The 13232-nt window shown below is 73.4% G+C and carries 15 protein-coding genes; 3 read left to right on the top strand and 12 right to left on the bottom strand.

The genetic code is table 11. The annotated features are described in order from the left end of the window. Window positions 1–18 precede the first annotated feature (18 nt). Together BAY60_RS08055 and BAY60_RS08050 are read right to left on the bottom strand one after the other, a co-directional pair. Complete coding sequence (locus tag BAY60_RS08055) at window positions 19–156, bottom strand: lasso RiPP family leader peptide-containing protein (protein WP_112280126.1); 138 nt, start codon at window positions 154–156, stop codon at window positions 19–21. 45 nt (window positions 157–201) lie between these two features. Further along, window positions 202–339 carry a lasso RiPP family leader peptide-containing protein gene (locus BAY60_RS08050; RefSeq protein ID WP_112280125.1) on the bottom strand — a complete coding sequence of 46 codons (138 nt, stop codon included), beginning with the start codon at window positions 337–339 and terminating at the stop codon, window positions 202–204. 195 nt (window positions 340–534) lie between these two features. Between BAY60_RS08050 and BAY60_RS08045 the strand changes: the two genes are divergently transcribed. After that, on the top strand, window positions 535–2313 hold the full coding sequence (locus BAY60_RS08045; RefSeq protein WP_112280124.1) for an ABC transporter ATP-binding protein: 1779 nt from the start codon (window positions 535–537) through the stop codon (window positions 2311–2313). Window positions 2314–2522: 209 nt separating this feature from the next. On the opposite strand, the gene BAY60_RS08040 is transcribed toward BAY60_RS08045, so the two are convergent. The 4 genes from BAY60_RS08040 to BAY60_RS08025 are packed head-to-tail and all read right to left on the bottom strand — an operon-like array spanning window position 2523 to window position 5302. Beyond that, window positions 2523–3467: a hypothetical protein gene (locus BAY60_RS08040; protein WP_245992367.1), complete on the bottom strand. Its 945-nt coding sequence runs from the start codon at window positions 3465–3467 to the stop codon at window positions 2523–2525. Beyond that, on the bottom strand, window positions 3464–3886 hold the full coding sequence (locus BAY60_RS08035) for a lasso peptide biosynthesis B2 protein (protein WP_112280122.1): 423 nt from the start codon (window positions 3884–3886) through the stop codon (window positions 3464–3466). Before BAY60_RS08035 ends, BAY60_RS08040 begins: the two co-directional genes overlap by 4 nt. Continuing rightward, the gene (locus BAY60_RS08030) at window positions 3883–5070 is read right to left on the bottom strand and encodes an asparagine synthase-related protein (protein ID WP_112280121.1); all 1188 of its coding nucleotides are present in this window, start codon (window positions 5068–5070) and stop codon (window positions 3883–3885) included. Before BAY60_RS08030 ends, BAY60_RS08035 begins: the two co-directional genes overlap by 4 nt. Then, entirely contained in the window at window positions 5051–5302 is a 252-nt protein-coding gene (locus BAY60_RS08025) for a PqqD family protein (protein WP_112280800.1), read from the bottom strand. The genes BAY60_RS08030 and BAY60_RS08025 overlap by 20 nt, the downstream gene beginning before the upstream one ends. 119 nt (window positions 5303–5421) lie before the next feature. Between BAY60_RS08025 and BAY60_RS08020 the strand changes: the two genes are divergently transcribed. Then, window positions 5422–6084: a phosphatase PAP2 family protein gene (locus BAY60_RS08020; protein ID WP_112280799.1), complete on the top strand. Its 663-nt coding sequence runs from the start codon at window positions 5422–5424 to the stop codon at window positions 6082–6084. Between the two features lie 6 nt (window positions 6085–6090). Next, window positions 6091–6480, top strand: a complete 390-nt coding sequence (locus BAY60_RS08015; protein WP_112280120.1) for a nitroreductase/quinone reductase family protein — start codon at window positions 6091–6093, stop codon at window positions 6478–6480. Here BAY60_RS08015 and BAY60_RS08010 read toward each other — a convergent pair. The 6 genes from BAY60_RS08010 to BAY60_RS07985 are packed head-to-tail and all read right to left on the bottom strand — an operon-like array spanning window position 6477 to window position 13229. Next, entirely contained in the window at window positions 6477–7799 is a 1323-nt protein-coding gene (locus BAY60_RS08010; RefSeq protein ID WP_112280798.1) for a glutamate-1-semialdehyde 2,1-aminomutase, read from the bottom strand. The two genes, BAY60_RS08015 and BAY60_RS08010, sit on opposite strands and share 4 nt — an antisense overlap. Before the next feature lie 5 nt (window positions 7800–7804). Then, window positions 7805–8353 carry a dTDP-4-dehydrorhamnose 3,5-epimerase family protein gene (locus BAY60_RS08005; RefSeq protein WP_112280119.1) on the bottom strand — a complete coding sequence of 183 codons (549 nt, stop codon included), beginning with the start codon at window positions 8351–8353 and terminating at the stop codon, window positions 7805–7807. Window positions 8354–8405: 52 nt separating this feature from the next. Next, window positions 8406–9587: a polysaccharide pyruvyl transferase family protein gene (locus tag BAY60_RS08000; RefSeq protein WP_112280118.1), complete on the bottom strand. Its 1182-nt coding sequence runs from the start codon at window positions 9585–9587 to the stop codon at window positions 8406–8408. Next, entirely contained in the window at window positions 9584–10840 is a 1257-nt protein-coding gene (locus BAY60_RS07995; protein ID WP_112280797.1) for an MATE family efflux transporter, read from the bottom strand. The genes BAY60_RS08000 and BAY60_RS07995 overlap by 4 nt, the downstream gene beginning before the upstream one ends. 53 nt (window positions 10841–10893) lie before the next feature. After that, window positions 10894–12210 (bottom strand): DUF4910 domain-containing protein, encoded by a 1317-nt coding sequence (locus BAY60_RS07990; RefSeq protein ID WP_112280117.1) that lies wholly within the window; start codon window positions 12208–12210, stop codon window positions 10894–10896. Beyond that, entirely contained in the window at window positions 12207–13229 is a 1023-nt protein-coding gene (locus BAY60_RS07985; RefSeq protein ID WP_112280116.1) for an NAD-dependent epimerase/dehydratase family protein, read from the bottom strand. The genes BAY60_RS07990 and BAY60_RS07985 overlap by 4 nt, the downstream gene beginning before the upstream one ends. Window positions 13230–13232: the final 3 nt, after the last annotated feature.

Here is a 13232-nt window from a genome sequence, read left to right as displayed (position 1 = left end):
TCCTTCATCGTCGAAACATCACGAGAACGTGTTGTCCCCGAAAATGGGCAACACCCACGTCAGGTTGTCCGTGTCGCTGCCGAACAACGTCGCCTGGGTCAACTCCGTCACGGAACCGAGCACGGTGATCTCCGGAGCCTCGTATGGCTGGCGCATAATTCACCCCCTCTCCCCTTTCCGCGGGAAAGAAACCCGGGACGGCTACGAGAAGGTCAGATCGCCGAAGAGCGTGCCCGCCGCGAAATCCGCGTCGAGCTTGCTGCCCTCGGACTCGCCGAGCGTCAGCTCGGGAACCGATCCGAGGTCGTCCACGGCAGGGGCGACATACACCTTCCTCATTTTCTCACCCCCTTCCGCCGAATATGGGCAAGCCTTGACGAGCGGCCGTCACGCAACGGTCTTGTCAATGGCTCGTACCTTTGCGCCCTTTCGTTACTCTTGCTGGCGCATTGTGTTCATTCGGCAACGCAACCGGTACCACGCGGGTATTGCGCGAGCGGCGAAAAACCGGTCGGCTGACGTTACGATCTACTGGTGAGTCCGGTTCGGATGGTGCGCGCGGCCACCGCCACGCCGCGGCTGATCGCCGCCGCCGCCAGGGAGGTGGCTCGTGCCGACCGGCTGGGCACCGTGGTGGCGGCCGTGTACCAGATCCTCGGGGCCGTCGCCGCGCTCGGCGTCGTGGCCGCGGGCAAGCTGGTCTTCGACGCCCTGCTCGAACCGGAGCAGGCCGCTGTCGGGCTGACCCCGGCCCTGCTCGCGCTGGCGTTCATGACCGCGCTGACGGGCTCCATCAACCCATTGCAGACCCAGCAGCACCGTCTGCTCGGGGAGCGGGTGTCGCAGCGGGTGTGGGACAGGGTGCTCGACACGACCGCCCGCGCCGACCTGGTGACCTACGAGTCCACGGGGTTCGCCACCGCGCTGGAGCGGGTCCAGCAGAACGCGCTGACCCGGCCGTTCATGGTCACCGCTTCGCTGCTCGGGCTCACCGGCGGGCTGCTCGGCGTGGCGACCATGTCGGCCGTGCTGATCGGTGTGGAGCCGCTGCTGGTGCCGATCCTGCTGGCGGCGGGCATTCCCGCGGTGCTGCTGTCGCGGTGGGCCAGCCGTACCGAGTTCGCCTTCGCCCACCGGCTGACGGCACTGTTCCGGCGCAGGCAGTACCTGCGCCAGCTGCTCACCCAGCGGCCCTACGCGGCCGAGCTGCGGGCGTTCGGCTCCACCGGGCCGCTGCGCGACCGGCACGGGACGCTCAACAGCCAGGTGACCACCGCGCTGCGCGGGCAGGTCCGCCGCCGCCAGCTGATCGCCGCGCTGACCACCGTGGGTGTCGCGCTGGCGCTGACCGCCGCGCTGCTGGCCATCGTGGAACTGGTGCGCCGCGGCCGGATCGGACTGCCCGAGGCCGGTGCCGCGGCCATCGCCGTGCGCCTGCTCAGCGGGCAGCTCAACACGATGTTCACCTCGATCGGAGGGCTGCTGGAGTCGGCGCCGTTCCTGGCCGACCTGGAGCGTTTCGTGGCCTCCGGCCCGCCCGCGGCGCCCGGGGGCCGCAAGCGGCAGCTGACCGAGCGGCTCGTGCTGCACGACGTGAGTTTCCGCTACCCCGAGCAGGAACGGCCCGCCGTGGACGCGGTGGACATCGAGATCGGCGCAGGCGAGGTGGTGGCGCTCGTCGGGGAGAACGGCTCCGGCAAGACGACGCTGGCCAAGATCGTGGCCGGGCTGTACGACCCGCAGAGCGGCTCGCGGCGGTGGGACGGCGCCGTGGCGGCGGCGCCCGACGTGCGGGCCTCGGTGACGGTGATCTTCCAGGACTTCGTGCGTTACCAGCTCACGCTGCGCGACAACATCGCGATCAGCGACGCGAGCAGGCAGCCCACCGACGAGGCGGTGCTCGACGTCGCGCGGCGGGCCGGGGTATTGGGCGCGGTGGACGACCTGCGCGACGGCGTGGACACCATGCTCGGGCGGGACCTGGACGAGGGTGCGGACCTCTCCGGTGGGCAGTGGCAGCGGGTGGCGCTGGCGCGGGCCCTGTACCGCGACACCGCGCTGGTTGTGCTGGACGAGCCGGCGGCTGCGCTGGACCCGCGTGCCGAGCACGAACTGTTCGCCGACGTGCGGGCGTTGCTGAACGGCAGGTCGGCGCTGCTCATCTCGCACCGGTTCTCCAACACGCGCCTCGCCGACCGGATCTACGTCATGGACGCGGGCCGGGTCGTCGAATGCGGTACCCACGACGAGCTGATGGCCAGGGCGGGCCACTACGCGGAGCTCTACACCCTCCAGTCCGCCGCCTACCGCTGACCCGCCTCGCGAGTCCTGCACTCAGGCCCGCGAGTTCTGCACTCAGGCTCGCGAGTCCTGCACTCAGTGCGCTCCGCTCCGGGCGACGACCTCCCCCAGCGGGCTCGCGCAACGACGCCACCCGGGTCTGAACGCAGAACTCGCGGGCCTGGACGCAGAACTCGCGGGCCTGGACGCAGAACTCGCGGGTCTGGACGCAGGACTCGCGGTCAGGTGACCGTGGTCAGCAGGTCCGTCAGGACATCGTCGCGGAAGGGCGGGCCCCAGGGGATCGTGGCGTCGAAGACCGGCACCCGCTCCACCAGATCCGCCAGCGCCTGGAAGGAACGGTCCATCGATGCCGGGTCCCGCCAGCCCAGCACGCGCGGGAACTGCGTCAGCCGCAGGAAGGCCTTCGACGGCGGCAGCCGGACCACCGACACCTCCCGCGCGTCCCTGCTCGGCCGGGGCACCACGCACGCGGCCAGCGGCAGCGGACCGTCGGCGTGCACCCGGGGCCGCAGCGCCAGCCTGCCGTCGGCCGTGGGCCGCACCGCCGACGGCGGCGCCGTCTCCGCCAGGCCCCGCGCGCTCGTGCGCAGCCTGCTCTCCGTGCTGCCCGGGTACACGCGCAGCTCACCGCCCGCCCGGTCGACGCGCAGCACGTCGTCGGCGACCAGGCCGCAGCCGTGCCCGCACAGTGCGGCCGCCAGCGTCGACTTGCCCATCCCGGAGGCACCCACGAACGCCAGCGCCCTGCCGTCCCGCTGCACCGCGCTCGCGTGCAGCACGAGGTGGTGGCGCAGCATGAGCCGCACGGCGAGCAGCGTCCCGGCCGCGAGCACCGGCAGCAACCCCGGGTCGGTGCCCGGATGCAGCCGGGCGGTGACCTCGGCCAGCCCCGCGTCGCCGGTGAACTCACACAGCGCCGGGTAACGCAGCGTCGTGCGCTGCCCGTCGGTGCCGAGGCTGTAGAAGACGACGCCGTCCGAGCCGGTCAGCTCGGCAAGCAGCCTGCCGGGTGGTCGCCCGCCCGGTACCGGCCGGCCCTCGCCGTGCCGCAGCACCAGGTCGGGCACCCCCTGCGGCAGCGGTGCCGGCGGCAACGGCAGCTCCACCTCGCTGGCGACGTCGAGGCCGTGTGCGCGGTAGCGGTGCTTCACGATGTCCCTCACCTGCCCGCCGCGCCGAGCGGCGCGTACGCCGAGGCGGACGGATCCAGCGTCCGGCCGTCGATCTCCAGCCACGAGTGCGCCGAGAACTCCCCAGCGGCGTCGCGCTTCACCCCGATCCGCAGCACGGGCCGGAGCCTGCGCAGCCGGTGGCCAAGCAGCAGGCAGCGGCGCAGGCACGTGTCGCCCGCGGGCCAGCGCGCCAGCACGAGCTGCGCCGCGCGCACCGCCGCCCGGGTGCGGCGCGGCAGCACCGCGGGCTCGGCGGCAGGCGGCGCCGCGCTGTCCAGGTCCCAGCGCACCCCGAACCGGCGGCAGGTCGCGGGCAGGTCGCTGAGCCGCAGGCTCGCCTCGATCAACACCATCGTCGCGGCCGCGCGAGCCAGCTCCCACGCCAGCCGCACCCGTCGGCGCACCGTCATGACCGCTCCTTCGCCGTCGCCAGCCAGGCCTGCTGCAGCAGCATCGCGGTGCCCGCCGGTGGCACGTCGGACAGCCACGCCGCCCGCAGTGCCACCGGGTCCACGAGGCCCTCGTCCACACCCTGTCCGGCCCACTCCGTCGCGAACGCCCGCGCCACGGGGCCGAACCGGGAGCCGTTGAACTCGGCCTTGTCGCGCCGGGCGAGCATTTCCTCGGGCAGCAGGCCATCCGCGAGCAGCCGCATCGCGGCCGCGCGCGTGAGCCCGCCCCAGCGCCCGCCGAACGCCGCGTACGACGCCACGAACGCCGGATCGGACAGCGGCTCCACCAGCGTGGCGTCGTGGCCGCGCACCACGGCGGTGCGGGTGCGCCTGCCGACGACACCCGCGCGCGGCGCCAGAGCCGACCACACGCTGCGGTCCCAGCGCAACGGCCGCCTGCCGTGCCTGCGCGCGGCGGCCGCGAGTGCCGCCCGGCGCGGTTCCGGCCGCAGCCAGCGGGCCTCGCCGAGCGCGCGGCGCGCCAGCGCGGACCGGATCGGAGCCGGTGCGGCGCAGGTGGCGGCGAGCCGCCAGTCGGCGCGGGTCAGGCCCCGCGCGCGCCGCCGCGCGACCGCCCGCAGCACCCCGGCCCGGTGCCCGCCGAGCACCTCGTCGCCCGCGTTGCCGGTGACCAGCGACCCGCCAGCGGCGTGGCGGGCGAGCAGGATCGTGTTGCCCAGCGCGGCGGGAAACGTGGGCCCGCCGTGAGCACGCAGCACGGGCGCCGTGAGCGGCCCGACGAGGTCGAGTTCGTCGCCGATGTCCTGCCGCACCCACTCGAAGGCCAGGCCCCGCTCGCGCAGGTGCGCCGCCACGAGGTCCTGCCACGCCGACTCGTCGGCGGCCGCGTCGCCGGGGTAGCGGAAGGTCACCGCCACCGGCGGCTCGAACCCGTCGCGCACGGCCAGGTCGGCGGCGACGGCGAGCAGCAGGGACGAGTCCCGGCCGCCGGAGAACGCCACGACGCACGGGGAGCGCCGCAGCGCGGGACGCAGCGCGTCGCGCAGGGCTCTCGCCGGGTCGGGCTCGACCCGCGCGGGCCGCGCGGGCAGCAGCGCGACGTCGCCCGCCGGGTGGCCGATGGCGACGTCGCGCGGCGGGATGACGGGCAGCGCCGGATGGCTAGTGCAGAAGCTGGGCATCGCGAAGCCGGTCGACGAACGTCTCGATGTCGCGACGGGCGGTGCCCTCGTCGATCTCGTACTCCTCGGTGATGGCGCCCACCAGCTCGTCGAGCGACCGCTCCTCGGCCAGCAGCTCGAACACGCGCGTGCCGACACCGGTGACGGTGAAGTACCGGGAGGTGGACAGGCTGAGCACGATGGTCTCGTCGCCGATGGTGCGGGCCGAGATGTCGGCCGATCGCAGGCGCATGCTGGCCCCTTCCTCCCGCGGTTCCATAGTGGATTCGCGGGCGACGGGTCGTTTGTTACTCCGATCGGCCGTCGCGAAACGAATGGCGCAACGACCCCGACTTCTGCAGTGTGGAGAGCGTGAGCGGCAGTGAGACGGCGGCGCCGGCCGCCCTTCCCCCGGCACTGCGCGTGCCGCTCGGGATCGTGGCCTGCCTCGCCGCGCTGGTCGTGATCGGCCTCGGCGGGCTCTACGCCGGGCAGGCCACGGCGTCGGGGTTCGACGGCGGGATGCTGGCGGCGGCAGGCGGGTACGCGGCGGAGCCGTCGCCAGTGCGCACACTCGCCCTGATGATCGACTTCGGTGGCGAGCCCCTGGGTGCGGCGGTGCTGGTGGCCGCGCTCGCCGGACTCTGCCTGGCGCTGGGCAGGCGGCGGCTCGCCCTGCTGGCCCTGGCCGGGCCCGCGCTCGCGGTCGTGGCCACCACCCTGCTCAAACCCGTGGCCGGGCGCACGATCAACGGCGGGCACCTGTCCTACCCCAGCGGCCACACGGCGCTGCTCACCGCGGTGGCGATCGTGCTGGCGCTGCTGCTCGTACGCGTGGTGAGGGCGATGAGGGCGAGGTGGGTGGCGCTGGCGCTGGTGCTCGCGCTGGGGGTGGGCGCGGGCGCCGCGATGGGCTGGTCGCAGTCGGCGCTCAACGCCCACTACCCCACCGACACGATCGGTGGCCTGTGCACGGCGTTCGTGCTCGTGCCGCTCGCGGGCATGGTCATCGACCGGGTGGCGTCGGTAGGGTGAACCGATGTGTCCCGCAATCTGAAGTTCCGCGCCGTCACGTCCTTTCAGCGCTACGTCCTCAATCCGCTCACGCGCCGCACACCGGGCCAGGTGCTGCTGGAGACCACCGGCCGCAAGTCCGGGCAGCCGCGACGCACGCCCGTCGGAGGACGGCTGACCGGCACGGAGTTCTGGCTGGTGTCCGAGCACGGCGAGCGGTCCCAGTACGTCCGCAACATCCAGGCCGATCCGAGGGTGCGGGTGCGGGTCAAGGGCCGCTGGCACCGGGGCACCGCACACCTGCTGCCTGACGACGACCCGCTGGCCCGCCTCAAGCAGCTGCCCCGGGGCAACAGCGCCGCGGTCCGCTCCGTGGGCACGGACCTGCTGACGATCCGCGTCGACCTCGACGACTAGGCCCGGCGGCGGAACACCGGCTTCACCGAGCGGCCGCCCATCCACGGCGCCGGATTGCCCGCGTCCAGCGCTTTGCGGTACACCGCGCACGCCTGGCCGACGACGTCGATCGTGTGGTCGATGTCGGAGTCGGTGAGCGCGCTGCTGACCACAAAGGACGGTCCGATGACGCCACCGGCGAGCAGCTGGCGCAGGAACAGCGTCCGGTAGGGCTGCGACGGCGCGCCGTCGGCGTCCAGCGTCGCGAACACCAGGTTGCTCGCCCGGCCACGCACCAGCACGTGCTCGCCGACACCCATCCCTGCCGCGGCCTCGCGCACGCCGTCGGCGAGACGCTGCCCGAGCGTGTGCAGCCGGGTGGTGACGCCCTCCTCGGTGTAGGTGTCGAACACCGCCATCGCCGCGGCGAGCGAGTGGGTCTCCGCGCCGTGCGTGGTGGACAGCAGGAACACCCGGTCGCGGGAGTCGCGCAGGCCGCCCTGCTCCATCAGCTCCCTGCGCCCGGCCAGCGCCGAGACGGCGAAGCCGTTGCCGAGGGCCTTGCCGAAGGTGGACAGGTCGGGCGTGACGCCGTAGAGGCCCTGCGCCCCGGCTTCGGACCAGCGGAACCCGGTGATCATCTCGTCGAAGATCAGCACGCAGCCGTGCCGGTGGGCCAGGTCGCGCAGCCCGGCGAGGTAGCCGGCAGGCGGCTCGTGCTGGGTGGCCGGTTCGAGGATCAGGCACGCGATTCGCCCGTCGTGCTCGCGCAGCAGCTGTTCGGTGGCGGCCAGGTCGCCGTACGGGAACGACACGGTCAGCTCAGTGACCGGGCCGGGGATGCCCGCCGCCATCGGCGTGGTGCCGATGAACCAGTCGTCGGTGGAGAAGAACGCGTGGTCGCGGCAGATCGCCACGAGCGGCCTGCCGGTGGCGGCACGCGCGAGCCGCACGGCGGCGGTGGTGACGTCGGAGCCGTTCTTGGCGAACTTGACCATCTCGGCCGTGCGGACACTCGCCAGGAACCGTTCGGCCGCCTCGGCCTCGAGGATGCTGGGCCGGACGAAGTTGGCACCGCGGTCGAGTTCGCGGCGCGCGGCCTCGGTGACCCGGGGATGGGCGTGGCCGAGACTGACCGAGCGCAGCCCGGAACCGTACTCGACGTAGCGGTTGCCGTCGACGTCCCACACGTGCGCCCCGCGGCCGTGGGAGATGACGGGGGCGCAGTCATCGGGATACTGGTCGTCGCCCTTGGCGTAGGTGTGGGCGCCGCCGGGGATCGCGGCGTGCAGCCGCTCGTTGGCCTCCCGCGAGCGGGCCTGCGGTCGTTCGGTGTCCATGGCGGTCATCCCAACTGTGAGAGGGCCTCGGCGAGTGAGGGCGCGCGCCGGTCGCGTTCGGAGGCGAGCGTCACGGGAAGCGGCCACGGGATGGCCAGCTCCGGGTCGGTGAAGGCGATCGACACGTCCTCGGCGGGGTCGTGCGGCCGGTCGATCCGGTAGGAGACGTCGGCGGGCTCGGTGAGCGCCTGGAAGCCGTGCGCGCACCCCGCGGGCACGTAGAGGCTCACCTGTGTCTCGCCGGTGAGCTCGAAGTGCTCGATGTTGCGGTAGGTCGGCGAACCGGCGCGCAGGTCCACGATCACGTCGAACACCGCGCCGGACGAGCAGCGCACCAGCTTGGCCTCGCCGGCACCGGAACGCAGGTGCATGCCGCGCACGACGCCCTTGCGGGAGCGGGAGAGGCTGTCCTGCGCGAACCCGCCGGGGTCGATACCCACGGAGCGCGCGAGGGCGGCGTCGAACGTGCGGCTGAAGAAGCCGCGCTCGTCGCGATGCGGCGTCGGCTCGAAGAGGTAGGCCCCGGCGATGCCGGGCACGGGAATGGCCTTCACGGCACCTCCGGTGTTCTGCGGACGCTCGCGAGCGGAGCTGCGCGATGGTCGCTCACGGCGCCTCCAGCAAGGTCTTCGACAACAGGGCGAACTGCTCGGCGAGGCGCTCGGTCTGCTCGCGGTTGCGGCGCGCGAGGGTGGCGGTGAGCTCCTCCCGCCTGCTTTCGAGCTTGGTGAACTGCTCCAGCAGCCGGTCGAAGTCCACCGAGCGGGCGGGCTGGCAGAACTCACCGAGTCCCATGCCCGCCATGAGCACGTCGTTCTTGGCGGCGTAGCCCAGCGAGAGCGTGGGTTTGCCGAGCTTCAGCGCACTCAGCACGTTGTGGTAGCGGGTGGCGACGACCGTGTCCACCTCGTTCATCCGCGTCAGCAGTGCGGCGAGGTCGGCGGGGCGCTCGGCGGTGACGCGGGAGGTGTCGAGCCCCGGGGTGGCTAGGATCTCGGCCACCACCCGCTCGTCGACCTCGTCGCCGGTGAACAGCCGCACGCTGCGGCCGCCGTCGGCCAGCGTGCGCACGAACCGCCGCATCGTCTCGACGTAGGCGCGGTGCAGCCGCTCGGCGCGGGCCCGGTCGTCGTTGCCGCCGTAGTAGGCCATCACCCCCACCCCGACCGCGCCCGTCTCCGGCGTAGCGGGCGGCACGGGCAGCGCGAACGCCAGATCCGGGTACACGGGGTCGCGGCTGACGTCGACGCCCATCTCGCGCATGGCCTGCCGGGACAGCTCGTCGCGGTAGGAGCGGTAGGTCGCCAGCCGCGCGGCACTGGTGACGAGCCACCGGGTCGCCGGGTCCCGGATCGTGCTCGCCCCGACGCTGATCAGCGCCACCTTCGCGCCGGTGAGCCGTGCCGCGACGGCGAGGAAGAACAGCGCGTACGGGAAGCCCCACGGCCGCAGCGGCAGCGTCGCCTCCAGCACCCCCATGCCGGGCACGATCACCACGTCCTGGCGGCGCACCCACGCGAGCGTCCGGAAGGGATCGAGCAGCTTGCCCAGCAGCTTGCGCGGCGCCGCCAGGACACCCGCGGCCGTGCCGGGTTGGGCGTCGTACCAGTGCAGCGGGGTGGCCGGGGTGCCGTAGCGCTGCCTCACCCGCTCCGGGCCCATGCAGAGGAAGTCGAGCCGGGCCTCCGGGTGCCGCTCGCGCAGGTAGCCGACGACGGCGTCGAGCGAGCCGTCGTTGCCGAGGTTGCCCGACCCGAGCAGGCCGAAGAAACCGATCCGCCGCGTCATGCCGCCTGCCTCGCCTCGCCGGTGGGGGTGGAGGTGCCCTCGGGGGCCGGGACGTCGCGCTGGGCGGCACGGAACTGCGCCCACCACACGACGGCGCCGAACAGCGTGGCCGCCGCCACGCCCCACGCCGAGCCCTCCGCACCCGAGATCGCGGCGCCGCTCAGCCCGCCCGCGACGTAGGCGGCCGAGGCGATGAGCTGGCAGCGCATGCTGCGCCGCGAAGCCCCGAGCGCGCGCAGGCCCGCCGCGGCGCCGGTGATGAAACTGGCGTTGGTGACGCTGAGCGTGAGCGGCACGATCAGCGCCGACGCCGGCGCCCACACGTCACCGAGCACGAGCCTGCCGACGGAGTCCGGCAACAGCACCAGCAGGGCCAGCCCCCACAGGAGCACCCCGGCCGCCTGGCCGCCGCCGAGCGCGGCGCAGAACCACGGCAGCTTGCGGGCGTCGCGCCGCAGCACACGCGCCGCCTCGGCCACCCCCACCGAGGCCAGGCCCATCAGCACCGCGAGGAACGGCCCGAGCAGCAGCTCGGCCCCGCGCACCGCGCCGACGTCGGCCAGCCCGGCGATGGCACCCAGGCCGTACATGCGCAGCTGTGAGCCGCCGCTGTTGCTGACGTTCTCCACCAGGTACCGCGTGCCGAGGTCACGCTGCTCGACCAGCCAGGCGCGCACGGCGGTCAGCCGGGGCACGAGCCGCGTCTGCACGCAGCCATAGGCGGCGGCGACGGCGGCGGAGCCACCCCAGGCCAGCAGGAAGGCGACGACGCTGCCCTGCCCCGCCGCGAGCACCATCGCGGGCACGAGCGCGCCCGCCCACACGAGGTCGTTGGCCAGCGCCCTGCGGCCCTCGCCCGAGGCGAAGAACGCGAACCGCCAGGCATCCTGCAGCAGCAGCGCCGGCAGGATGACACCGAGCGCGACGAAGGCCGCACCGACGGAGCCGCCGATGGCCAGCCCCAGCAGCAGGCTCAGCACGCCGGACGCCACGCCGACCGCCAGTGCCGTGCCCGCCGAGCGGGCGACAGCGCCGCGCCACGACTCGGTGGCCACGCCGCTGAAGCGCACCATCAGCGGGTCGGTCGCCAGGCCACGCGAGACGTTGATCAGCACCCCGTAGGTGACCCACGCGATGCTGAACACGCCGAACGCGACGGCGCCGAGTTCACGCGCGACGTAGATGCCGACGGCGAAGTTGGTGAGACTGGACGCGGCCTGGTCGGCGAGGCCCCAGCTGAGCCGCCCCGCCATCGCCCGCAGCCCGCGCGGGGGTGCGGGCAGCCGGTGCCGTCCCGCCACCACGATCACTCCTTGAGCAGGCCCGCGCCCTGCAGGGCACGGGCGGCGTCGGCGACGGCGTCGAACGGAAGGGCGGAGCGCTCGGCGATGTCGAGCAGCGAGTGCTCTCCGTCGGAGAGGTTGAGCACCCACAGCATCGCCAGCTGCGCCCTCCCGTCACCCCGCCCACCACCCCCCGTTGCGGTTACCCTTCCGGCCTCGCTGCGGCCGCCGAGCGAGTCGTACAGCCCGCGCCTGCCGAGCTGTGGCTCCCCGTACGGGCTGAGGTTGACGTAGCGGCGGTCGCGGTCGAGCACCGAGAACGCCTCCCGGCAGACGGCCAGGGTGTCCTCCATCGCCTCGGCCGACACGAAGTCCGGGTTGTCGGCGGAGGTGTGGTACTCGGGATAGCCCGCGTACGGGGTCCGGGTGAGCGAGCCGACGCCGAGGTTGAAGCCGGGCGAGCAGAACTGCCGCTCGTCGTAGCCGTACGGCGAGAACTCCACGACGCTGTGCGGGCGGCCGCTCGCGCGCAGCACGTGCCGCAGCACACGGTCGATGCCGGCGTCGCCGCGCCTGCTCTGCTTGTAGGTCAGCGCGCCGCGGTCGCCCGCGCACGCGAGCACGAGGCCGTGCCTGACCCTGTCGATGCGCTCGGCGTTGCGGGCCAGCCACGTGATCGAGCCGATGGTGCCCGGCGCGAACAGGAACCGGTAGGTGTGGTGCGGGCGGCGTTCGGCCAGCTCGGCGGCCAGCGCCGTGGCCACGGCGACGCCCGCCAGGTTGTCGTTGGCCAGCGAAGGGTGACACACGTGGCACGACACGAGCACCTCGTCGCTCACCTCACCGGGCACGACATGCTCGGCGTAGGTGAGCGAGCCGTCGGTGAGCGTGGAGTCGATGACCACCTCGTAGTCGCCGTCGGGCATCTTCTCGAGCGTGTCCTGGGACAGGCAGAACCCCCAGGCAGGGGCGTAGTAGCTCGTGCGGTAGGGCACCAGCGACGGCTGCTCGGGCAGCGTGTGCAGGTGCGGGCGCAGCTCGGCGAGGCTCATCGTCGCCGACACCGGCACGCTGTAGCTGACGACGTGCAGGCTGGAGTCGGCGAAGTCCACCACCCGCCGCCCCGTCGCGACGTGGGTGAGGTGCGCGGCGCGGATGTTCCACTCCTGCGGCACCGTCCAGTCCAGCACCTGGGTGCCGGTGGGGACCTCGTGCACCGTGAGGCCGATGTGCTCGCCGACGATGTCCAGGGTGCGGCGGACACCGTCGCCGGTGATGCTGCGGCACAGCGGGTACAGCCGCCGCACCAGCTCGTGCATCTGGGTCCCGGTGGTGATCATCGCGGTCGCAGGCTCTCGTCGACGGTGCCCGCCTCGCCGCGGTCGCGCAGGCGGGCCAGCCGCGTGAAGCGCCGCTCGAAGTCGCGCTGGGTGAGGCCGTGTTTCTGGTAGGCCTCGATGAGTTCGACGGCGCCGTCCTTGACCGACCACTCGCAGTCGAAGCCGGGGATCGCCTCGCGGAAGCGGGAGAAGTCGACCCGGTACGACCGTGGGTCGGCGCCGGCCTCGCCGGTGATCGCGAGCCGCGCGCCCGGCACCGCCTCGACGACCTCCCCGGCGATCTGCGCCACCGTCACGTTGTTGCGCTCGGTGCCGATGTTGAACGGCGTGTCGTGCACGGCCTGCTTCGGCGCGCCGAGCGCGGCGGTGAACGCGGCCGCGATGTCGCGGGCGTGCACGAGCGGCCGCCAGGGTGTGCCGTCGGAGAGCACGCGCACCTCGCCGGTGAGGAAGGCGTGCGCGACGAGGTTGTTGAGCACGATGTCGGCCCGCAGGCGCGGTGAGTAGCCGAACGCGGTGGCGTTGCGCAGGTACACGGGGCTGAAGTCGTCGTCGGCCAGCGCGTGCAGCTCGTCCTCGACGCGCACCTTCGACTCGGCGTAGGGCGTCACCGGGCGCAGCGGCGCATCCTCGCCCACCAGCTCCTCGCCGCCGGAGGCACCGTAGACCGAGCAGGTGGAGGCGTAGAGGAACCGCCGCACCCCGGCGTCCTTGGCGAGCCGGGCGAGCCGGACCGACGCGTGGTGGTTGATGTCGTAGGTCAGCTCCGGCGCGAGCGAGCCGAGCGGGTCGTTCGACAGCGCGGCCAGGTGGATCACGGCGTCCACTCCGGACACGTGCTCGGCGGTGACGTCCCGCAGGTCCACCCGGTGCGCGGGCAGCTCGGCGGGCGCGGGGCCCAGCAGGCAGTCGTCGAACAGCCCCGAGTCGAGGCCGGTGACCTCGTGCCCGGCGGCGGCGAGCACCGGCGCCATCACCGTGCCCAGGTATCCCGTGTGCCCGGTCAGCAACACGCGCATGGC

Origin of the sequence: Prauserella muralis (assembly GCF_003202285.1) — a bacterium.
Taxonomy (GTDB): Bacteria; Actinomycetota; Actinomycetes; order Mycobacteriales; family Pseudonocardiaceae; genus Prauserella_B; species Prauserella_B muralis.
The sequence above is the reverse complement of the archived record's forward strand: the minus strand, read 5'-3'. Positions and strand labels throughout refer to the sequence as shown.